The 21,754-nt window shown below is 68.0% G+C and carries 19 protein-coding genes and 1 riboswitch; of the genes, 6 read left to right on the plus strand and 13 right to left on the minus strand.

All coding sequences use genetic code 11. The annotated features are described in order from the left end of the window. Positions 1 to 469: 469 nt before the first annotated feature. From BSE24067_RS21055 to BSE24067_RS21065, 3 genes are all read left to right on the plus strand, one after another. Positions 470 to 1,114 carry an MBL fold metallo-hydrolase gene (locus BSE24067_RS21055; protein ID WP_151066506.1) on the plus strand — a complete coding sequence of 215 codons (645 nt, stop codon included), beginning with the start codon at positions 470 to 472 and terminating at the stop codon, positions 1,112 to 1,114. Then, a complete protein-coding gene (locus BSE24067_RS21060) occupies positions 1,111 to 1,770 on the plus strand; it encodes a 3'-5' exonuclease family protein (RefSeq protein ID WP_151066504.1) in 660 nt (219 codons plus the stop codon). Before BSE24067_RS21055 ends, BSE24067_RS21060 begins: the two co-directional genes overlap by 4 nt. Before the next feature lie 79 nt (positions 1,771 to 1,849). Then, a complete protein-coding gene (locus BSE24067_RS21065) occupies positions 1,850 to 2,320 on the plus strand; it encodes an Lrp/AsnC family transcriptional regulator (RefSeq protein ID WP_006477376.1) in 471 nt (156 codons plus the stop codon). 43 nt (positions 2,321 to 2,363) lie between these two features. Here BSE24067_RS21065 and BSE24067_RS21070 read toward each other — a convergent pair whose 3' ends face one another. The 3 genes from BSE24067_RS21070 to BSE24067_RS21080 all read right to left on the minus strand — a co-directional run bounded on the left by BSE24067_RS21070 (position 2,364) and on the right by BSE24067_RS21080 (position 5,063). Further along, a complete protein-coding gene (locus BSE24067_RS21070) occupies positions 2,364 to 3,521 on the minus strand; it encodes a cation diffusion facilitator family transporter (protein WP_151066503.1) in 1,158 nt (385 codons plus the stop codon). Between the two features lie 234 nt (positions 3,522 to 3,755). Continuing rightward, positions 3,756 to 4,049: an H-NS histone family protein gene (locus tag BSE24067_RS21075; RefSeq protein ID WP_151066536.1), complete on the minus strand. Its 294-nt coding sequence runs from the start codon at positions 4,047 to 4,049 to the stop codon at positions 3,756 to 3,758. A gap of 354 nt (positions 4,050 to 4,403) precedes the next feature. Further along, complete coding sequence (locus tag BSE24067_RS21080) at positions 4,404 to 5,063, minus strand: HugZ family pyridoxamine 5'-phosphate oxidase (RefSeq protein WP_151066502.1); 660 nt, start codon at positions 5,061 to 5,063, stop codon at positions 4,404 to 4,406. 265 nt (positions 5,064 to 5,328) lie between these two features. Here BSE24067_RS21080 and BSE24067_RS21085 point away from each other — a divergent pair, with 265 nt between their 5' ends. Beyond that, entirely contained in the window at positions 5,329 to 6,543 is a 1,215-nt protein-coding gene (locus BSE24067_RS21085; protein WP_151066501.1) for an MFS transporter, read from the plus strand. A 111-nt stretch (positions 6,544 to 6,654) separates the two neighbouring features. Here the strand turns inward: BSE24067_RS21085 and BSE24067_RS21090 are convergent, their stop codons facing one another. Both BSE24067_RS21090 and BSE24067_RS21095 read right to left on the minus strand, forming a co-directional pair. Further along, positions 6,655 to 7,797 (minus strand): branched-chain amino acid ABC transporter substrate-binding protein, encoded by a 1,143-nt coding sequence (locus BSE24067_RS21090; protein ID WP_151066500.1) that lies wholly within the window; start codon positions 7,795 to 7,797, stop codon positions 6,655 to 6,657. A gap of 432 nt (positions 7,798 to 8,229) precedes the next feature. Continuing rightward, entirely contained in the window at positions 8,230 to 9,312 is a 1,083-nt protein-coding gene (locus tag BSE24067_RS21095) for an NAD(P)H-dependent flavin oxidoreductase (protein ID WP_151066499.1), read from the minus strand. Between the two features lie 244 nt (positions 9,313 to 9,556). Between BSE24067_RS21095 and BSE24067_RS21100 the strand changes: the two genes are divergently transcribed. Together BSE24067_RS21100 and BSE24067_RS21105 are read left to right on the plus strand one after the other, a co-directional pair. Continuing rightward, positions 9,557 to 10,249: a dienelactone hydrolase family protein gene (locus BSE24067_RS21100; RefSeq protein WP_151066498.1), complete on the plus strand. Its 693-nt coding sequence runs from the start codon at positions 9,557 to 9,559 to the stop codon at positions 10,247 to 10,249. A 79-nt stretch (positions 10,250 to 10,328) separates the two neighbouring features. Further along, positions 10,329 to 11,807 carry an amidase gene (locus tag BSE24067_RS21105; protein WP_151066534.1) on the plus strand — a complete coding sequence of 493 codons (1,479 nt, stop codon included), beginning with the start codon at positions 10,329 to 10,331 and terminating at the stop codon, positions 11,805 to 11,807. A gap of 92 nt (positions 11,808 to 11,899) precedes the next feature. Here BSE24067_RS21105 and metF read toward each other — a convergent pair whose 3' ends face one another. The 8 genes from metF to flhB all read right to left on the minus strand — a co-directional run bounded on the left by metF (position 11,900) and on the right by flhB (position 21,594). Continuing rightward, a complete protein-coding gene (gene metF, locus BSE24067_RS21110) occupies positions 11,900 to 12,730 on the minus strand; it encodes a methylenetetrahydrofolate reductase [NAD(P)H] (protein ID WP_151066497.1) in 831 nt (276 codons plus the stop codon). Positions 12,731 to 12,754: 24 nt separating this feature from the next. Further along, a complete protein-coding gene (locus tag BSE24067_RS21115) occupies positions 12,755 to 13,108 on the minus strand; it encodes a phage holin family protein (RefSeq protein WP_006477367.1) in 354 nt (117 codons plus the stop codon). Positions 13,109 to 13,266: 158 nt separating this feature from the next. Further along, a complete protein-coding gene (gene ahcY / locus BSE24067_RS21120; RefSeq protein ID WP_151066496.1) occupies positions 13,267 to 14,685 on the minus strand; it encodes an adenosylhomocysteinase in 1,419 nt (472 codons plus the stop codon). Between the two features lie 34 nt (positions 14,686 to 14,719). Next, a riboswitch (S-adenosyl-L-homocysteine riboswitch) is annotated at positions 14,720 to 14,836 on the minus strand. A 107-nt stretch (positions 14,837 to 14,943) separates the two neighbouring features. Beyond that, complete coding sequence (locus BSE24067_RS21125) at positions 14,944 to 15,678, minus strand: RNA polymerase sigma factor FliA (RefSeq protein WP_151066495.1); 735 nt, start codon at positions 15,676 to 15,678, stop codon at positions 14,944 to 14,946. A gap of 22 nt (positions 15,679 to 15,700) precedes the next feature. Continuing rightward, entirely contained in the window at positions 15,701 to 16,519 is an 819-nt protein-coding gene (locus BSE24067_RS21130) for a MinD/ParA family ATP-binding protein (RefSeq protein WP_174904840.1), read from the minus strand. Next, entirely contained in the window at positions 16,512 to 18,299 is a 1,788-nt protein-coding gene (flhF, locus tag BSE24067_RS21135; RefSeq protein WP_174904841.1) for a flagellar biosynthesis GTPase FlhF, read from the minus strand. Before flhF ends, BSE24067_RS21130 begins: the two co-directional genes overlap by 8 nt. Next, a complete protein-coding gene (flhA, locus tag BSE24067_RS21140; protein WP_151068501.1) occupies positions 18,296 to 20,398 on the minus strand; it encodes a flagellar biosynthesis protein FlhA in 2,103 nt (700 codons plus the stop codon). Before flhA ends, flhF begins: the two co-directional genes overlap by 4 nt. Further along, entirely contained in the window at positions 20,395 to 21,594 is a 1,200-nt protein-coding gene (flhB, locus tag BSE24067_RS21145; protein ID WP_151068500.1) for a flagellar biosynthesis protein FlhB, read from the minus strand. The genes flhA and flhB overlap by 4 nt, the downstream gene beginning before the upstream one ends. Positions 21,595 to 21,754 lie beyond the last annotated feature (160 nt).

Raw genomic sequence — 21,754 nt, forward strand, 5'->3', positions numbered from 1 at the left:
CTGACCAGACCCCACATGCCGCCATCGAACATGGCTCTCACGTTCGCGCGCGTCGCGTACAGCCAACGCACAGGAACGGCGGCACAGGCCTCATCCGGCGGCGCGGCAGCAAGGCCGCAGACGGGCGCGCAGCACCCGGCCGGACAAGACGTGAGCACCGAACGCTCGGTGCTGGATACACCGCCGGACTCCCCGGCGGCCGATGCTTGACGGTGCTTCCGATGCCCCTCCTTTAACGGGGCCGAAACACCAGCGAATTGCGTGAAATTCACGCGCAATGGGGCGCATTATACATAAATCAAAACGCTGTCTCGAAAAGCACCCCCGGCGGACCATTGATTCTGTCTATGGCGGTAACAATCGGGATGCTCCGGGATTGCCCGCAGACGCCCGCGATGCGTTGTGTCGCAGGGGCGGCGGGCCGCGGGCGCGACCGGTACAATCGATCCTTTTAGCCGCCGGTGCATCCATGAAAGTCACGCTCATCCCGGTCACGCCGTTCCAGCAGAACTGCTCGCTGCTCGTCTGCGAAACGACCGGCCGCGCCGCCGTCGTCGATCCGGGCGGCGACATCGAACGGATCGAACAGGAAATCGCGCGGCAGAACGTGCAGGTCGAAAAGGTGCTGCTCACGCACGGCCACGTCGATCATTGCGCGGGCGCGAAGGCGCTCGCGACGCACTACGGCGTGCCGATCGTCGGGCCGCAGGAAGACGAGCGCTTCTGGATCGAGCAGTTGCCGATGCAGAGCCAGCGCTTCGGCTTTCCGGCCGCCGACGCGTTCGAGCCGGACCACTGGCTGAACGACGGCGACACCGTGCAGTTCGGCGACGAGACGCTCGAGGTCTATCACTGCCCGGGCCATACGCCCGGCCACGTGGTGTTCTTCAGCCGCGCGCATCGCGTCGCGATCGTCGGCGACGTGCTGTTCGCCGGCTCGATCGGCCGCACCGACTTCCCGCGCGGCAACCACGCGGACCTCGTGCGTTCGATCAAGGAGAAGCTGTGGCCGCTCGGCGACGACGTCACGTTCGTGCCCGGCCACGGCCCCGTGTCGACCTTCGGCGACGAGCGCCGCACGAATCCGTTCGTGTCCGACAAGGTGTTCGGATGAACCAGACCGCGATCCCCGAAATCTACGTCAGCACCGACGTCGAGGCCGACGGCCCGATTCCCGGCCCGCACTCGATGCTGAGCTTCGCGTCGGCCGCCTATACCGAGGACAAGCAGCTGATCGCGACGTTCTCGGCGAACCTCGAAACGCTGCCGGGCGCGAGCGCGCATCCGGTGCAGGAGGCGTGGTGGAAGACGGAACCGGACGCGTGGGCCGCGTGCCGACGCGACCTGCAGGCGCCGGAGGCGGCGCTCGTCGCGTACGTCGAGTGGGTCGAGGCGCTGCCGGGCAAGCCGGTGTTTGTCGCGATGCCGGCCGGCTTCGATTTCACGTTCATGTTCTGGTACATGATGCGCTTCGCGGGACGCTGCCCGTTCTCGTGGTCGGCGCTCGACATCAAGACGCTCGCGTTCGCGATGACGGGCCTGCCGTACCGCAAGGCGATCAAGCCGCGCTTTCCGAAGCACTGGTTCGACGACTACCCGCACACGCACGTCGCGCTCGACGACGCGATCGAGCAAGGCGCGCTGTTCTGCAACATGCTCGCGGACCTGCGCCGTCAGCAGGCGGCGCTCGCCGGCCTCGCGGTATCCGACACCGATCGGTCCGAACAGGCGGGGGCGGGACAAAACCCTACAGATCCGCGCGCAAATTAGCGAATCTCGCTCACCGGCACGCCGCAAGATTGCCTTTCTTTTTCCGGCCCTCTAACATTCAGCGTGTTGTAGCTGCCGCATGGAGGCGCAGGTGACGCTCGATTCCTTTTCGCAAAAAATCCTTCGCCTGTTGCAGCTCGACGCGCGCCGTTCCGTGCAGGAAATCTCCGACCAGGTCGGGCTGTCGAGCACGCCGTGCTGGCGCCGCATCAAGGACATGGAACAGTCCGGCGTGATCCAGCGCTACACCGCGCTGCTCGATCGCGAGAAGCTCGGCCTGCACGTGTGCGCGCTCGCGCACGTGCACCTGACCCGCCACAACGAAGGCGGCGTCGAGCAGTTCGAGCGCGAGATCGCGACCTGCCCGGAAGTCACCGAGTGCTACAGCACGACCGGCGAAGCCGATTACATCCTCAAGATCGTCGCGCCCGACATCAAGGCCTACGACGTGTTCCTGCACGAACGGATCTTCAAGATTCCGGCCGTGTCGCAGGTGCGCACGAGCGTCGTGCTGCGCGAAATCAAGTTCGACACGCAATTGCCGCTGTAACGCACATGCCGCGCTCGCCCTGCGCGCGCTTTCGCGCACGCGCTTACGCCTGCGCAGGCAGCCCGCGCGTGAAGCCGATCCGGCGCGCGCCGAACTCGCGCTTCAACGTCTCGACGTCGAGCCGGCCGGCCAGCGCCGCGTCGGTATCACCCGCGGCGGCGTCGAGCGTCACGTCGATCTCGAGCCCCGTGCTCAGGTAGTGAAGGTTGATCGCGGCCGGATGCAGCCCGCGTTGCGCGAGCGCGGCCTCGAGCCGCGCCGCGATCTCGTCGCGCGGCGGCAGCGCGAGCGCCGGACGGCGCGCCGCGTCGTTCTCCGGATCGACGTGGATCAGCGCGTCGAGCACGCGCGGATCGCGCAGCACGCGCGCACGCGCGGTTTCCGCGATGTAGTGCCCTTCCGACACCGAGATCATCGGATCGACGAGGATGTGCGCGTCGACGAGCGCCGCATCGCCCATCTTGCGCGTGCGCAGGTCGTGCACGTCGCGCACGCCCGGCGTCGCGGCGAGCAGCGCGCGGATCTCGGCCGACGCGGTCGCGTCGAGCGCGCGATCCGACAGGTCCTGCAGCGCGTCATAGCCGAACGTCCAGCCCATGCGCGCGACCATGAAGCCGACGATCGCCGCGGCGATCGGATCGAGCAGCCGCACGCCGGCCAGGCTGCCGACGATGCCGATCGCGACGACGAGCGACGACGCGGCGTCGGAGCGCGCATGCCACGCGTTCGCGACGAGCATCGCGGAACGCACGCGCCGCGCCTCGCGCAGCATGTAGCGAAACAGCCCCTCTTTCGACACGAGCACGGTCAGCGCGACGACCAATGCGGAAAAATGGACGGCCGGAATGTTTTCGAGATTGACGAGACGGTTGCCGGCGCGCCAGAGCATGCCGATGCCGACCGCGATCAGGATCGCGCCGAGAAACAGCGACGCGACCGTCTCGTAGCGGCTGTGGCCGTAATTGTGATCGGCATCCGGCGATGCACCACTGTGGCGATTCGCAACCAGTACGACAAAATCCGAGATCAAATCGGAAATCGAATGGACGCCATCGGCAATCAATGCCTGCGAATGCGCAACCGCGCCCACGGCGATCTGAAACGTCGCAAGCACGACATTCAGCACGATACTGACGAGCGTGCTCTTGCGTGCGACCGCGTGCTTATCCGCGCTTTGCGCGTCGCCAGAAAACGTGGACATGAAATACGAGATATCGGTTGGGATACGGAATTCTATCAAACGTAGCCCGCGGGGCATTCCGATAACCTCAAATTTTCCATTTAAATCAACCGCTTATGCGAACGGGTCGCATTTTCATTCACGCACCGATTCTGACATTTCCATGACAACGCGCGCACGTTTCGTTGCGCCATACAAAAAGCCGCGCTCCTGCACGGATACGCGGCTCTTCTGGCAGGCGATTTAAACGAGCGTTTAAATCGTGAACTGGTCGCGGTTCTTGCCGGCGATCCAGCGCGGCGGCTTGCCGCGGCCCGACCACGTCGCACCCGTTTCCGGATCGCGGTACTTGGCGGCCACGCCTGCGCGCGGGCGACCGACCTTGCCTGCCTTCGCGCGGCTGAGGCCGAGTTCGGCGAGCGAAAAGCCGTAGTCGGCAATTTTCTGCTTCACGTCATTCAGCACTTCGGCGTATTCGCGCGACTTCGCTTCTTCGATTTGCTTCTCCAGCTTCTCCCGCTGGGCCAGCAGGTCCTTGTAAGAAGACATAGTTTCCCTTTCGATATGATCAATGGCACCGATCTGCAGCCGGCTCGCCATTCATGGAATATTTGTGCCTCGGATTTTCGAAGGCAGAGATTAGCACAAAAAAGATTTGATACAAGCCGTGATTCACGAAAATCCCGAGATCAATTGTAATTCACGCATGTCATTTTGACCGGCCGCGGCCTTTTCTCAAATTTTTACGCTGCTGCATAGAGATTAGGACATTACCGATCCGGTATTCGGCCTATCAACATACGCAATTACCCTGTATCCGGGAAAATCGAAGCTTTCATCCCGCGACAAGTTCGCGAAAATCACGCGGGCGCATCGCGCTGAATCGCCGATGCCCCCGCGGCGTCACGTCACATCGCGCGCGGATGCGATCAGCCGCTCGCGTAGCGCGCCGGCGTCGCCCGGCACCGGGTCGAACGGCGTGCGCACGCGCCGGCCGTCGCAGCGCCAGTCGGCGCCGTGGCGGTCGACGCCGAGCAGTTCGAGCCCGTCGCGACGCGCATCGCTTCCGTCGTACGCGGCCCACAGCGCCCGTTCGTCGTCGAACCCGAGTGGCGGCAGCGCGTCGAGCGCCGTGCCGTCCACCCAGCCCATCCGGCCGAACCCGCCGATATAGCGCAGCCGCTCGATGTCGAGCGCCCAGAACGCGAAATCGCCGAGCGCGAGATAGCGCGCGGCATCCGGTTCGTAGCGCGTATAGCGCGCGGCGACATGCGGATCGTCGGCAAGCGGCACGAAACGACCCACGAGCGTCGCGCGCTCGGCGTTCAGCACGTCGCCGTCCGGCGCATCGACGACGAGGAAGCCCGCGCGCGGATCGGCCGCGAGGTTGCGCGTGTGCTCGGCAAGACGGCTCACGAGAATCACCGGCCGATGCGTTGGATCGGGTGCGAACGGCACGACCGTCGGGTACGGAAAGCCGTGCGGGTCGCGCGCGTGGGTCGCGAGCGTGCCGAGCGCGCAGCGGTGCAGCAGATGCAGGGCAAGGTCGGGATCGATGTTCAAGGTCACTCCTGCGTTCGGTAAATCGGCGGCGGTGGAAGCGCGCGGCGCCAGGGCCTCGGGCATGCCGCCTGCGCATCGATGTTACCCGCGGCGGCGGCCCGCCGCGCATAGGCCGGATGGCCGATGCGAATCGCGCACGCGCGATGCGCCGGCGCTCTCGGTCGGCCGAACGGCCAGCGCGCAGGCAAGACCGTAAGCGCTTCGATAGAATCGGACGAATCCCGACGGGCGCCGCGCCCGCGCATTTTTCATTGAAGAGCCTTCCGTGTCCGAATCCTCGTCCCGATCCTCGTCCGACTTCGCCGCACCGCCCGACGCGCATCGCATGCTCGCGCTGCCCGTCCGCCAGCGCGCCCGCACGGCGACGATGGCGCTGTTCTTCGTCGCCGGCATGATGTACGCGTCGTGGGGCGTGCACGTGCCCACCGTGCGCGACAAGTTCGCGCTGAGCCCCGGGCTGCTGTCGATCGCGCTGTTCGCGGTCGCCGGCGGCTCGATCGCCGCGATGCTGACGATCGCGCGCTGGATCGCCCGGGTCGGCTCGCGCACCGCATGCGTCGCCGGCGGCCTCGTGATGTCCGCGTGCGCGGCGGCGATACTCGTCGTGCCCGACTACTGGATGCTGCTCGTCGTGCTCGCGCTGTTCGGGTTCTCGATGGCGACGCTCGACGTCGCGATGAACGCCGAGGCAAGCGCGGTCGAGCTCGCGCTCGGCAAGCCGATCATGTCGTCGCTGCACGGGATGTTCAGCATCGGCGGGATGTCGGGCGCCGCCGCCGGCGGCGCGCTGCTGTCGGCGGGCATGGCGCCGGCCGTGCACCTCGCGCTCGCGGCCGCGCTCAACGCGGCGGTGCTGCTTGCCGCGAGCCCGGCCGTGCTGCCGCACGTGCCGCACCACGACCACGCGCACGGGGGCGGCAACCGCTGGCGCTCGGCCGCGCTGTGGATGCTCGGCGGCATCGCGCTGGTCGCGCTGATCGCCGAAGGCGCGATGTACGACTGGGCGACGGTCTACATGCGCGACGTCGTCGCGGCGAGCCCCGCGCTCGCGAGCGCCGCGTATGCGGCGTTCTCCGGTGGAATGGCGATCGCGCGGTTAGCGGGCGACGCGGTGCGCGCACGCTTCGGTGCGCCGCAACTCGTGTTCGCGAGCGCGTCGCTGGCCTGCGCCGGGATGATCGGCGCGCTGCTGCTGCCGAATGCGGTGGCCGTGCTCACCGGTTTCACGCTGATGGGCCTCGGCCTCGCGAACATGATGCCCGTGCTGTTCGCCGCCGCCGCGCGCGTGAAAGGCATTCACGCGGCCGAAGGCCTCGCGCACGTGGCCGGGCTCGCGTACTTCGGGCTGCTGTTCGGTCCGGTCGTGATCGGCGGGGTCGCGCAAACCGCCGGCCTGACGGTCGGCCTGTCGGTGGTCGCGCTGTGCGCTGCGCTCGTCGCCGTTGTCGCGCCAAAGGTGCTCGCGCGCCTGAAGATCTGACTATGGCGCGAGTGCAGCCTGCTGCCGCGCCGAACCGCGCCGCGCAAAAACAAAGGCGCGCCTGCGTTACCGCAGGCGCGCCTTCACCCCTTCTGTCGACCGCTTGTCAGCTTACATCTTCACTTCGTCGAGCAGCGTCTTCTTGCCGCTCTTGTAGTTGTACAGCGAGATCACGCCGTGCTGCAGGTCGCCCTTCGAGTCGAAGGTCGTCGTGCCGATCACGCCCGTGTACTTCGTCGCCGGCATCGCCGCGAGGATCTTCGCCGGGTCCGTCGAGTTCGCGCGCTTCATCGCGTCGGCGATGATGTACACGGCGTCATACGTGAACGGTGCGTAGATCTGGATCGGCTGGCCGAAGCGCTTCTCGTACTTCGCCTTGAACGCGCCGCCGCCCGGCATCTTCTCGAGCGAAGCACCGGCTTCCGAGCACACGATGTTGTCGGTCGCGTCGCCGGCCAGGTCGGCCAGCTTTTCCGTGCACACGCCGTCGCCCGCGAAGATCTTCGCGCGCAGGCCGAGCTGCTTCGCCTGTTTCGCGAACGGGCCGCCGGTGGCGTCCATGCCGCCGTACATGATCGCGTCCGGGTTCTCGCCCTTGATCTTGGTCAGAATCGCGCGGAAGTCGACCGCCTTGTCGTTGGTCGCGTCGTGCGACATCACCTTCAGGCCGAGCGCCTTCGCCTTCTTCTCGAACTCGTTCGCGAGGCCCTGGCCGTAAGCGGTCGAATCGTCGACCACCGCGACGCTCTTGATGCCCTTCGAATGCGCGTAGTCCGCGAGTGCCGGGCCTTGCTGCGCATCGGTCGCGACCACGCGGTACGTGGTCTTGAAGCCCTGCTGCGTGTAGGCCGGGTTGGTCGCCGACGGCGAGATCTGCACGATGCCCGCGTCGCTGTAGATCTTCGATGCCGGGATCGACGTGCCCGAGTTCAGGTGGCCGACCACCGCAACGACCTTGTCGTCGACGAGCTTCTGCGCAACCTGCGTCGCCTGGCGCGGGTCGGCCGCGTCATCCTGCGGATCCAGTTGCAGCGTGATCTTCTGGCCGCCGATCGTGAGACCCTTGGCGTTGATCTCCTCGACTGCGAGACGTGCACCGTTTTCGTTGTCCTTGCCCAGGTGTGCAATGCCGCCCGTCAACGGCGCGACGTGGCCGATCTTGACGACTTGATCGGCGGACGCGTTGCTTGCAGCTGCAGCACACAGCATCGCCGCTGCGGTGATCGGCAACAGCTTTTGCATCTTGATATTCATGTAAGTCTCCAGTTCGGTCCCAAAAAACGCCATCGCCCGGTGCCCCGCTGCCATCCCTGTGTTTGCATTCACTGGACGATTCGCCGGTTGCATCCTTCATGCACTTGGCCTCAAGCACGTGGGGAAACGGCCGCTTTTAGCAGCTGCCCGCCCGTACTTGCGCGCAAGTGTAGGTGATCAAATTAATTTGTGGGACTTTTTTGGGGTAGTGGTAACACTACCGATACGCCTGCTCTGGAACGACGACTCGAATATCGTTGCAAGCCCCGCCGGATAAGGGTTTCCGCTAATCACGGACGTACCGCGCGAAAGGTCGATTTAATGCATTCGCGCGTCATTTCGCTTCGGTATTTTGTGCGCGCGATCGTTGAATGAAACGCGCGTGACAGCACGCGCGTTTCGAGCCTCGATGCGCGCCGCTCATGCAACCGCTCATGCAGCCGCCGCGCGCCATTCGGCGTCGAGCGCGTCGACGAGCTGCGACGTGGTCAACGCCGCGTCGCGCCGCCGTGCGAGCGGCGCGCCCTGCCCGGCCCACAGCGACAGGTAGTCGCCATCGTTCGCGCGCGCGGCCGCCTGGCGCAGCGGTTGAGTCAGCGCGTTCTGCACCGGATACGGCGCGACATCGGCCACGCGCTCGCCGAGCCGCGCCATCAGCGTGTTGCGCAAGCCGCGCGCATGACGCCCGGTGATCGCGCGCGTGACCTGCGTAGACGTGTCGGTGCTCGCGAGGAGGCGCGCCTTCCAGTCGGCCGCGATCGCGCTTTCCGCGCACGGGAGGAACGCGGTGCCGAGTTGCGCGGCCTGCGCGCCGAGCGCGAGCGCGGCCGCCATCCCGCGGCCGTCCATGATGCCGCCCGCGGCGAGCACCGGCAGGCCGGTTGCATCGACGAGCTGCGGCACCAGCGCGAGCGTGCCGATCAGCGCATCGTCGGCCGCGCCGATGAAGGTGCCGCGATGGCCGCCGGCTTCGGCGCCCTGGGCGGAGATCGCGTCGGCGCCGGCCGCCTGCCACGCGAGCCCTTCGGCGACGTGCGTCGCGGTGCCGATCACGTACGTGCCGGCGGCCTTCAGCCGCGCGACGTCGGCTGCATCGAGCACGCCGAACGTGAAACTCGCGACCGGCACGCGCAGCGCGACGAGCGTATCGAGCTGCGCGCGGAAGTCGGGCGCGTAGCGCGCCGGCGCGGTGCCGGGCGGCAGCCCGAGCGCCGCGTTCAGCGGATCGATCGCGGCGAGCGCGCGTGCGACGGTCGCCGCGTCGGGCGCGGCTTCATCGGGCAACACGAACAGGTTCACGGCGAACGGGCGCGCGGTAGCCGCACGAATCGCGGCGACTTCGGTTTCGATACGGTCCGGCGCGAACGCGCCGGCGCCAATGCTGCCGAGCGCGCCGGCATTGGACGCGGCTGCGGCCATCGCGGCCGTGCTCGCGCCGACCATCGGCGCCTGCACGAGCGGCAGGCGCAGGCCGAAGCGTTCGGAAAACGGCGTGGAAAACGAACGGGCGGACATGGCGAATCCTTCGATGACGATGCGCGAAAGCGCTTTGTAAAGGCCGACACATCGACTCTATCGAAGCGGCGCGCCGCCGAAAAATGAATAATCGAGATCGAAACGATCGCTGCGCGAGAAGCGTGCGCGGCGCGCCGCGCACGCGGGCGGGCGTGCTGCAGCGCCGCGCAATCGATGGCACACTAGGCCGCCTCTTTTACCATCCGCGGCGCGCGTCGCGCGCCCGTTCGCCAGGAGTTCAAACGTGACTGCCCAATGGATCGACATCCCGACCGGTAACGACAGCTTCGGCGGCTATCTCGCGCTGCCCAAGCGCGGCAAGGGCCCCGCCGTCATCATCATCCAGGAAATCTTCGGCGTGAACTCGCACATCCGCGCGGTCGCCGATCAATACGCGGCCGACGGCTTCGTCGCGCTCGCGCCGGACGTGTTCTGGCGCACGCAGCCGCGCGTCGAGCTGACCTACGAAGGCGCCGATCGCGACAAGGGCATCGAGCTGATGAAGAAGACCGACATCGGCCTCGCGGTCGCGGACATCGGCGCGGCCGCCGATGTCCTGCGCGCACGCGCCGATGTCGCCGGCAAGGTCGCGGCGATCGGCTACTGCTTCGGCGGGCAGCTCGCTTATCGCGCAGCGGCGGCCGGTCACGTCGATGCGGCGGTCGCGTATTACGGCGGCGGCATCCAGAACGCGCTCGACCTCGCCGCCAAGGTCACGCAGCCGATCCTGTTCCACTACGCGGAGAACGACCACGGCATTCCGCCCGACGCGGTCGAGCAGGTGAAGGGCGCGTTCGCGGGCCGCGGCAACGCATCGTTCCACCTGTATCCGGGCGCCGAGCACGGCTTCAACTGCACGGACCGCGCGTCGTACAACCAGCGCGCGTCGGCGCTCGCGCACGGCCGCACGCTGACGTTCCTCGCCGAGCACCTGTAAAAGCCCGGCAGCGGGCCCGGTGCGCCGGTCCCGCGTTATCCTCCCCTCATCGCCACGAGTCACAACGGGGGTGACAGCGATGCACTCGGACTATCTCGCGCACGACGCGATCGGCCTCGCCGCACTCGTGCGCGAGCGCAAGGCAAGCCCGCGCGAACTGCTCGACGCCGCGATCGGGCAGGCCGAAGCGGTCAACGGCGCGGTCAACGCGATCGTGCTGCAGGACTACGATGCCGCGCGCAAGCGCACGGACTCGGCACACGCCGCCGCCCCCGACGCGCCATTCGCGGGCGTCCCGTATCTCGTCAAGGATCTCGGCGCGGCCGTCGCCGGGCTGCCGCTGTCGATGGGCAGCCGGCACTACCGCTACTTCGTCCCCGCCGACGACTCGCCGGTGATCGCGCGCAGCCGCGCGGCAGGCCTCAACGTGTTCGGCAAGACGAACACGTCGGAAATCGGCCAGATGCCGTACACCGAACCCGAGCTGTTCGGCGCGTGCCGCAATCCGTGGAATCTCGATCACACGCCCGGCGGCTCGAGCGGCGGCGCGGCCGCGGCCGTCGCGGCCGGCATCGTGCCGCTCGCGCATGCGTCCGACGGCGGCGGCTCGATCCGGATCCCTGCGTCGTGCTGCGGGCTGTTCGGGCTGAAGCCGAGCCGCAATCCGCTGCTGGTCGATCTGCCGTCGAACGGCGAGCTGGTCGTCCAGCATGCGGTGTCGCGCAGCGTGCGCGACAGCGCGCTGCTGCTCGACGTGACGACCGGCCAGACGTTGCCGCCCGGCGCGCCCGGCACCTTTGTCGGCGCGCTCGATACGCCGCCGGGGCCGCTGCGGATCGGCCTCGTCACCGACCCGATGCTCGCGCCGGCGCTCGACGACGACACGCGCGCGGCGCTCGACGATGCCGCCGCATTGGTCGAATCGCTCGGCCATCACGTCGAACCCGCGACGCTGCACATCGACCGCGCACGCACGGCGGAGACCTTTCTCACGCTGTGGGCAACGATCGCCGAGGAGATGGTGCTCGGCGCGCGCGCGCTGACCGGACGCACGCCGAAGCGCGCCGAATTCGAACCGGCGACATGGGCGATGGCGGTGGTCGGCCGGCGTGTCGCCCGCGCGCGGCTCGCGGACGTGCTCGAATGGCAGCGCCAGCTGACCGTGCAGGTCGCGGGCGTCGTGTCGCGCTACGACGCGATCCTGTGCGCGACGCTCGCGGGGCCGCCGGTGAAGATCGGCGAGCTGCAGCCGAGCGCACTCGAAGCCGCGCAGATGAAATTGCTCGGCGCGCTGCCGGTGAAGCCGCTGCTGCGGGAAATGCTCGCGAGATCGTCGGAGAAGGCGTTCGCATGGGCCGGCTGCACCGAGCTGTTCAACCTGACGGGCCAGCCGGCGATGTCGGTGCCGCTCTACTGGAACGCGCGCGGGCTGCCGATCGGCGTGCAGTTCGTCGCGCGGCACGCCGACGATGCGTTGCTGCTGAAGCTCGCGCGCCAGCTCGAGCAGGCGCGGCCGTGGTTCGACCGGCGTCCGCCGCTGATGCAGGCGCAGCGCTGACGCGGGCGCCGTCGGCGCCGCCACCGCGGCGAAAAAAGCCCCGCCGGCTTGCCGTCGGCGGGGCTTTCGCGCATGCAACCGCGTGATGACGCTTACATCGACAGCCGTTCGCAGATGGTCCGCGTCGCGGACGCCGCGTTCAGCGTATAGAAGTGCAGCCCCGGCACGCCCGCGTCGATCAGGCGCTGGCACAGGCTCGTGACGACGTCCGCGCCGAACGCGCGGATCGCGTCGCGATCGTCGCCGAAGCTCTCGAGCCGGCGCGCGACCCAGCGCGGCACTTCCGCGCCGCACATGTCGGAGAACCGCATCAGCTGCGAGAAGTTCGTGATCGGCATGATGCCCGGCACGATCGGCACGTCCACGCCGAGCTTGCGCGCATCGTCGACGAAGCGGAAATACGCGTCCGCATTGAAGAAATACTGCGTGATCGCGGAATTCGCGCCGGCTTTCACCTTGCGCGCGAAGTTCTCCAGATCGGCCTTCGGCGAACGCGATTGCGGGTGGTACTCCGGATAGCCGGCGACTTCGATGTGGAACCAGTCGCCATGCTGCGCGCGGATGAAGCTGACGAGCTCGGACGCATAGCGCAGCTCGCCGACCTCGCCCATCCCCGACGGCAGGTCGCCGCGCAGCGCGACGATGTGCCGGATGCCGTGCGAGCGGTACTGGTCGAGGATCGCGCGCAGGCTGTCGCGCGACGAGCCGATGCACGACAGGTGCGGTGCGGCCTCGAGGCCGTCCTTCTGCATGTCGAGCACGGTGTCGAGCGTGCCTTGCTGCGTCGAGCCGCCGGCGCCGAACGTCACGGAGACGAATTTCGGCTTCAGCGGCAGCAGCTGCGCACGCGTCGCGCGCAGCTTCTCGACGCCGTCCGCCGTCTTCGGCGGGAAGAATTCAAACGAAAGTTCGATCGGTTTCATGATTCGCAAGAGTGGGCGCGGCCGTCAGCCGATGTCGCGCTGCCCGAAGATCAGCGCGGACAGCAGCCACGACACGATGCTGTACAGGATCGAACCGAAGAACGCGGACCAGAAACCCGACACCTCGAAACCCTTCAGCAGCGACGACGCGAACCAGAAGCACAGCGCGTTCACGACGAGGATGAATACGCCGAGCGTGACGATCGTGACCGGCAGCGTCAGCAGGATCAGCACCGGACGGATCACCGTGTTGATCAGGCCGAGCACGACCGCGATGATCAGCGCGGTGCCGAAGCTCTTGATGTGGATCGACGGCACGAGGTACGTGATGATCAGCAGCGCGAGGGCGTTGATGACCCAGGTGAGAATGACGCTCATGGAGGGCTCCGGTTCGGTTGTCGATCTGGTCGGTCAATGCGTTCGGCCGCCGCCTGCCGCCGTGCGTGCCCGCGGGCACGGCGCGACGGCAGGCGATCCGGCACCGTGCCGCCGCACCGCGCATCCGACGCCGGCATGCGCGGTGCGGCGGCGGCACATCAATAGCGGTAGTGGTTCGGCTTGAACGGGCCGTCCTTCTGCACGCCGATGTACGCAGCCTGTTCGTCCGACAGCACGGACAGGTTCGCGCCGATGCGCGCGAGGTGCAGGCGCGCGACCTTTTCGTCGAGATGCTTCGGCAGCACGTACACCTTGTTCTCGTACTGGTCGCCGCGCGTGAAGAGCTCGATCTGCGCGAGCGTCTGGTTCGCGAACGAGTTCGACATCACGAACGACGGGTGGCCCGTCGCGCAGCCGAGGTTCACGAGACGGCCTTCGGCCAGCAGGATGATGCGCTTGCCGTCCGGGAAGATGATGTGGTCGACCTGCGGCTTGATGTTTTCCCACTGGTACTGGCGCGTCGACGCGACGTCGATTTCCGAGTCGAAGTGGCCGATGTTGCAGACGATCGCGTTGTGGCGCATCGCCTTCATGTGATCGTGGTTGATCACGTGGTAGTTGCCGGTCGCCGTCACGAAGATGTCGGCCTTGTCGGCCGCGTATTCCATCGTCACGACGCGGTAGCCTTCCATCGCCGCCTGCAGCGCGCAGATCGGATCGATTTCGGTGACCCACACGGTCGCGCCCAGGCCGCGCAGCGATTGCGCGCAGCCCTTGCCCACGTCGCCGTAGCCGGCGACGACCGCAACCTTGCCCGCGATCATCACGTCGGTCGCGCGCTTGATGCCGTCGACGAGCGACTCGCGGCAGCCGTACAGGTTGTCGAACTTCGACTTCGTGACCGAATCGTTCACGTTGAACGCCGGGAACGGCAGGCGGCCGTCCTTTTCCATCTGGTACAGGCGGTGCACGCCGGTCGTGGTCTCTTCGGTCACGCCCTTGATGTGCGCGAGGCGCTTCGAGTACCAGTTCGCGTCGATGTCGAGATGCTTCGCGATCGACTTGTACAGCGCGACTTCTTCCTCGTTGGTCGGCTTCGCGATGACCGAACGGTCCTTCTCGGCCTTCGAGCCGAGGATCAGCAGCAGCGTTGCGTCGCCGCCGTCGTCCAGGATCATGTTCGCGAATTCGCCGTTCGGCCATTCGAAGATGCGGTGCGAGAACTCCCAGTATTCGTCGAGCGATTCGCCCTTGAACGCGAACACCGGCGTGCCGGCTTCGACGATCGCGGCAGCAGCGTGGTCCTGCGTCGAGAAGATGTTGCACGACGCCCAGCGGACGTCGGCGCCGAGCGCCTTCAGCGTCTCGATCAGCACGCCGGTCTGGATCGTCATGTGCAGCGAACCTGCGATGCGCGCGCCCTTCAGCGGCTGCTGGGCCTTGTATTCGTCGCGGATCTGCACGAGGCCCGGCATTTCGGTCTCGGCGATGTTGAGTTCCTTGCGGCCCCAGCCTGCAAGCGCCATGTCGGCGACGACGTAATCGTTGGAAGCCTTGGAATCGATAATGGCGTTCATCACGCCCTCCTTTCTAAAAAAGTTCTAGAAATTGGTGACGTGAGCGCCGTTCAGGAAGCGGGGCCGGGCGCGAATCTCGCCGCACGGCTGCTTGGTGAAGCTCTCCGAGCCTGGCGGACGCAGAAGGTCCGTCGCAACGCTCCTCGGAAAACGGGTGGGATTGTAGCAAATCGGCGCGGGAATTGTGCGCCGTGCGCACCACGCACCACGCACCACGCGCCACGCGCGGCGCCGGCGCGCGTGGGGGCGATGAAAGGGTCAGTCCTCCGCGCCGACCCAGGCCTGCTCGCGCAGCCGCGCACGCAGGCGCGCAACCGCCTGGCTGTGCAACTGGCACACGCGCGACTCGCTGACCTCGAGCACCGCGCCGATCTCGCGCAGGTTCAGCCCGCGCTCGTAGTACAGCGACATCAGCAGCTTCTCGCGCTCGGGCAGCCGGTCGATCGCGTCGACGAGCGCCTCGCGCAGATGCTCGTCGAGCAGCGCCGACAACGGATCGGCGTGATCGACGCGATAGCGGTCGAGGAACGGCTCGTCGTCGGCCGCGCGGTCGAAATCCTCGTAGTAGATGAGCTGGCTGCCGTGCAGGTCCTGCAGCATCCCCTGGTATTCGTCGAGCGGCATCTTCAGATGCTCCGCGATCTCGGCCTCGCTCGCCGAACGGCCGAGCTGCTGCTCGACCTGGTGCACCGCGTACTCGACCTCGCGCGACGTCTTGCGCAGGCTGCGCGGCAGCCAGTCGTTGCTGCGCAGCTCGTCGAGCATGGCGCCGCGAATACGCTGCGTCGCGTAGGTCTCGAACTGCGCGCCCTGGTCTTCCTTGTAGCGGCCGGCCGCGTCCATCAGGCCGATCATGCCGGCCTGGATCAGGTCGTCGAGATCGACACTCGCCGGCATCTTCGCGACGAGTTGCAGCCCCAGGCGGCGCACGAGCGGCGCGTATTGCGCGAGCACGTCGGCCTGCGTCATCTTTCCCTGAGCGTTGTACATCATGGCTCTCTCCTTCCGGTGGCGCTCACGCGGCGTGCGCCGCACCCGCCTCGTAAGACGGCTTGCCGCCCGCGTGCATCGCGCGGCCGGCGCCCGAGCCCGGGCGCATCGGCCAGTACAGCAGGTCGGCGGCAATCTGCCGGTAATCGCGCGCGGCCGCGGACGACGGAAACGCGTCGACCGCGGTGTGCATCAGGTCGCGCGCATGCTCGACGAGCGGATCGGCGCTGACGCAGCCGGCGTCGGCAATCGACACCGCCAGGTAGCGGCTCGCGACGCCCGCGAGGTTGTCGAACGCGGTCTTCGCATCCGCGTGGCTGCCGACCTGATTGGTGAGCACGCGGAACTGCGCGACCGCATGCGCGAAATGCAGCCGCTTCATGCACGCGTACGCCTCGGTGATCGCCTGCGCGGCGACCCGCGTGACGATCAGCACGTCGTGCGCCTCGCGCGCAAGCGCCGAGAATCCGCCGTCCGCGCCGAGCTGCGCGTCGACCAGCACGATGTCGGCCTGCCCGTCGATGAAGTCGCTCAGTTGCGTGTCGCTGTAGCCGTCGCGCGCGAGCCGCGCGGCCGCGCACAGCCCGAAGCCGGCCGCGACGCGCGTGCGTTCGCCGTCGCGCAGCCACGCGCCGCCGAGCGTCGCCGCGGCCGACTGCACGTCCGCGCGCTCGTCGACGACGAGCACGTCCTTGCCGAGCGCGGCCAGCGCGGCCGCGACGTTGACGACGGTCGACGTGCAGCCGACGCCGGCCGGCCCGCCCGTCACCGCGACGATGCGCGACGCGCGCCCGGCCAGCAGGCGCCGCAGCCCTTCGGCCTGGTCGATGATCCGTTTATCCAAATCGCACCTCGTGCAGCTCGGCGGTGGAACGTGCGGTCAGTGCGGAGAGCAGCGTCGGCAGGTCCTCGTCTTGCGGCACGAAGGGCGAGCCGTCGCGCGGCACACAGAACGCGCTTTTCAGCAGGAATCGGGTCGAAGCGACGTACAGGTTCTCCGGCACCTTCTGGCCGGTCGACACGTAGTGGACCGGCAGCTTGTAGCGGATCACCGTGTCGAGCACGCCGCCCAGGTGGGTCGCCTCGTCGAGCTTGGTCAGGATGCAGCCGGCGAGATCGGGAAACTCGGCCGCGCTGCGGTACGCCTGGACGACCTCGTTGAGCGTGTCGCCGTGGCTCGTCGCGTTGAGCAGCAGCAGGCGCTGCACCGGCGCGTTCGCGCCATGCAGCATCGCGATCTGGTCGGACAGCGCGCGGTCGCGCTGGCTCATGCCGATCGTGTCGATCAGCACGATGTGCTTGTTGCGCAGCTCGGACAGCGCGAGCTCGAGATCGCCCGCATCCTTCACCGCGTGCACGGGCACGCCGAGGATCTTGCCGAAGATGCGCAGCTGCTCGTGGCCGCCGATCCGGTAGCTGTCGGTGGTCAGCAGCGCGACCTTGCTCGCGCCGAAGCGCATCACGCAGCGCGCGGCGAGCTTCGCGGTCGTGGTCGTCTTGCCGACGCCGGTCGGCCCCATCAGCGCGAACACCCCGCCGCGCTCCATCAGCGCGTCCTCGCTTTCGAGCACCGGCAGGTTCGCCGCGAGCACCGACTGCGCCCACTCGGCGGCCTGCTCGAAAGTCTGCGCGCCGTCGCCGGACGGCAGGTTGTCGACCAGCATGCGCACCAGCTGCGCGGAAAAGCCCGCCGAGAACAGGTGCTTGCTCAGCGCGCCGTGCACGGGGCTGCGGCGCTGGCGGTCGTGCCACATCAGGCTGTCGAACTGCTCCTCCATCATGCCGCGCATCGCGCCGAGCTCGTGCATCACCGTGCTGTTGACGATGCGCTCGATTCGCGCGTTCACCGCGTCGGCCACCGCGGCGGCGGCTTCGGCGGACAGGCGCGTGCGCTCGGCCGCGCGGTCGCCCGGCTTCGCGGTGCTCGCTTCGGTCGCGCGGGCCGCGGACGGCATCCGGCGCTCGGCGTCGCGCACGATGTCGCGCGCCCAGCTCGGCGGCGTCGCGGACGCGGCATCCTGCTGCGCGCGAACCGGCGCCTGCGGCGCGGCCGACGCGGCCTGCGCGCGGGCGATCAGCGCTTCGCGCTGCTGCGTCAGGCGCTTCGCGTGCTCGACGAGCCACGGCGCGGGTTCGGAAGCCGCCGCGGGCGGCGTGGCCGCCGCTGCGGCGGCACCGGGCGCAAGCGCGGCGGACGACGCCGCTGCGTGGTCCGCTACATGCGTGTGCGCGTCGGCGCCGGTGTCGAACGAAGCCGGTTCCGCGGCCGGCTGCGCGGTGTCGGCGCTCGCGCCGAACACCGACGAGAACACGTCCGGCAGCCCGCCTTCGCCGGCCGCATATGGATTGACGGCCGGGCGCGCGAGCGCGGCGGACGGACGCGACACGATGCCCGGCACCGCGGCGGCCGGCACGGAATCCGTGCCGCGCGGCGCGATGGTGCGCGGACGCGCGGCGGCCGGCGGCGCGACCGCGGCGAGATCGGAGTCGGCGAGCGCGACGATTTCGACACTGCCGTCATCGAGCGTGCGGTTCGACAGCACGACGGCGTCGGCGCCCAATGCCTCTCGCACGAGACGAAGCGCGTCGCGGCTCGTCGCGCCGGTGAATTTGCGAATGTTCAAGCGGAACCCCCGATGACGTTAACGACTTTGATCGTGCGTGTGTCCGGCACTTCGGCATACGACAGCACTTTCAGTTGCGGCAGGCTGCGGCGCAGGAAACGCGCGAGCATCGCGCGCAGCGCGTGCTGCACCAGCAGCACCGGCGGCAGCCCGAGATTCTGTTGACGCAGCATCGCCTGTTGCGTGCCGGTCAGAAGGTTGTGCGCAAGGCCGGGCTCGAGGCCCGGGTTCGCGCCGGTCGCGAGCGCCTGCGACAGCACGCGCTCGAGATTCGAATCGAGGCCCATCACCTGCATCTCGCCCGCGCCCGGATACCACTGCTGCGTGATCGCGCGGCCGAGCGCCAGCCGCACCGCGGCGGTGATCTCGTACGCGTCGCCGCGGCCCGCGTGTTCGGACACGGCCTCGAGGATCGTGCGCATGTCGCGGATCGGCACGCCTTCCTCGAGCAGGTTCTGCAGCACCTTCTGCAGCGTGGTGAGCGAGATCGTCTTCGGCACGAGGTCCTCGACGAGCGACGGCGCATCCTTGCCGGTGCGCTCGACGAGCGACTGCACCTCCTGGCGGCCGAGCAGTTCGGCCGCGTGCTGGACGACCAGATGGTTCAGGTGCGTCGCGACGACCGTGCTCGCATCGACGACCGTGTAGCCGTACACCTGCGCCTGCTCGCGCAGCGCGACGTCGATCCACACGGCCGGCAGCCCGAACGCCGGATCCTGCGTCGCGGCGCCCGGCAGCGCGGCCGTCACCTGGCCGGGGTTGATCGCGAGCCACTGGCCGGGAAACACTTCGCCCGCGCCGATCTCGACGCCCTTCAGCGCGATCCGGTACGCGTTCGGCCGCAGCTCGAGGTTGTCGCGGATGTGGATCACCGGCGGCAGGAAGCCGATTTCCTGCGCGAATTTCTTACGGATGCTCTTGATGCGCTTGAGCAGCTCGCCGTCGCTGTTCTTGTCGACGAGCGGAATCAGCCGGTAGCCGACTTCGAGGCCGAGCGGGTCGATCAGCTGCACGTCGTCCCAGGTCGCCTCGTGGCTGTCGCCCGGCAGCGCGGCGGGCGGCGCGATCTCGGTCACGTCGCCGGCCGCGACGCGGGCGGCCGCGCGGCGCGTCTGCGTGCGGGCCAGCCAGATCGCGCCGCCGCCGAGCAGCAGGAACGCGAAGTGCGGCATGCCCGGGATCAGCCCCATCAGCACGATGATCGCGCCGGTGATCGTCAGCACGCGCGGGTTCGTGAACAGCTGGCCGGTGATCTGCGTGCCGATGTCCTCGTCGGTCGCGACGCGCGACACGATCACGCCGGCAGCCGTCGAAATCACGAGCGACGGGATCTGCGCGACGAGGCCGTCGCCGATCGTCAGCAGCGTGTAGTTGGTGCCGGCCGCGGCGAAGCTCATGTCGTGCTGGACCATCCCGACGATCAGCCCGCCGATCACGTTGATCGCCATGATGATCAGCCCGGCGATCGCGTCGCCGCGCACGAACTTCGACGCGCCGTCCATCGACCCGTAGAACTCGGCTTCCTGCGATACGGCGAGGCGCCGCTTGCGCGCCTGTTCTTCGTTGATGAGGCCCGCGTTCAGGTCGGCGTCGATCGCCATCTGCTTGCCGGGCATCGCGTCGAGCGTGAAGCGCGCGGACACTTCGGCGATCCGTCCCGCGCCCTTCGTGATCACCATGAAGTTGATGATCATCAGGATCACGAACACGACGATGCCGACCGCGAAGTTGCCGCCGACGAGGAAGTGGCCGAACGCCTCGATCACCTGGCCGGCCGCGTCGGGGCCGGTATGGCCTTCGAGCAGCACGACGCGCGTGGATGCGACGTTCAGCGACAGGCGCAAGAGCGTCGAGAACAGCAGCACGCTCGGGAACGCGGCAAAGTCGAGCGGCTTCATCGTGTACATGCTGACGAGCAGCACCATCACCGACAGCGCGATGTTGAACGTGAACAGCAGATCCAGCAGCAGCGGCGGCAGCGGCAGGATCATCATCCCCAGGATCATGCAGATGAGGATCGGGCCCGCGAGCGCGCGCAGGTTGGTGCCCGCGAACGGGTTCGCGCGCTTCGCGAACAGGCCGGTGGTCGGGGTGCTCATGCTGCGTTTCCTTGCTTGCCGAGCGTGTCTTCGGCTTCTTCACGCTCGTCGTCGGCCGACACCGACGCGCCCTTGTCGAGGTCGGCCGGCACGTCGAGATCGATCGGCGCAGCCGGGAACGCGCCGCCTTCCGAGCGGAAGCGCCGCAGCTGGTAGACCCACGCGAGCACTTCGGCGACGGCCGAGTACAGCGAGCCGGGAATCTCGCGTTCGAGTTCGACGTTGTGATACAGCGCCCGCGCGAGCGGCGGCGCTTCGAGCAGCGGCACGTTGTGTTCGGCCGCGAGTTCGCGGATGCGCGCAGCGACGAGGTTCACGCCCTTCGCGACCACCTTCGGCGCGCGCATCTCGCCGTCCGTGTATTGCAGCGCGACGGCGAAGTGCGTCGGGTTCGTGACGACCACGTCGGCCTTCGGCACGGCGGCCATCATCCGGCGCCGCGCGATCGCGCGCTGCTGCTGGCGGATGCGGCCCTTCACGTGCGGATCGCCTTCGTTCTCGCGATGCTCGCGCTTCACTTCTTCCTTCGTCATGCGCAACTTCTTGTTGTACTGCCAGAGTTGGTAAGGCACGTCGAGCGCGGCGACCACCAGCATCCCGGCGACCGTCGTGCCGCAGCACACGGCGACCAGATGCATCGCGTCCGCAAGCGCGGAGCCGAGCGGCTGGGTCGCGAGGCCGAGCAGTTCGTCCTTGCTGCGCCAGATCGCGATCCCGCCGATTCCGCCGACGACCAGCGTCTTCGCGAGCGACATCCCGAGCTGGATCGGCCCCTGGATCGAGAACATCCGGCCGAGGCCGGCGATCGGGTTCAGGCGGTCGAACTTCAGCTCGAAGGTCTTCTGCGAGATCAGCCAGCCGCCGAGCGCCATCGGCGCGAGCAGCGCGGCGAGGCCGGTGAGCGCGAGGACCGGCAGCAGCGCGGCGAGACCCTCGGCGCTCGCACTGCCGGCCGCCGACAGCATCCGGTGCGTGTCGAACGCGGTCGCGCGATCGAACGCGAACGCGCCGCGCAGCATTGCCTGCAGATGAGCGCCCGACGGACCCGCGAGCAGCCACGCGCCGTAGAACCCGGCCGCGAGCAGCGCGAACGAAGCGAGTTCGCGCGAACGCGCGACCTGCCCCTCCTCGCGCGCCTTCTCGCGGCGCCTCGGAGTGGCGGCTTCGGTTCTGTCGAGATCGCTCTCGTCTGCCACGGGGCCTCCAGTCGGGTACGGCGAAATGCCGTTTTCCAGTGACACCGATTATTCATGCGCGCGTCAAACGCCGATCGGTCGAGCAAAGCCGGGAAAGGGGGGTATTTCGGAGAATCGGGCGGGACGGTGCGGCGGGGGTGGCAACGCGCAGGAATGGCGG

The organism is Burkholderia latens (genome assembly GCF_902499045.1).
GTDB lineage: Bacteria > Pseudomonadota > Gammaproteobacteria > Burkholderiales > Burkholderiaceae > Burkholderia > Burkholderia latens.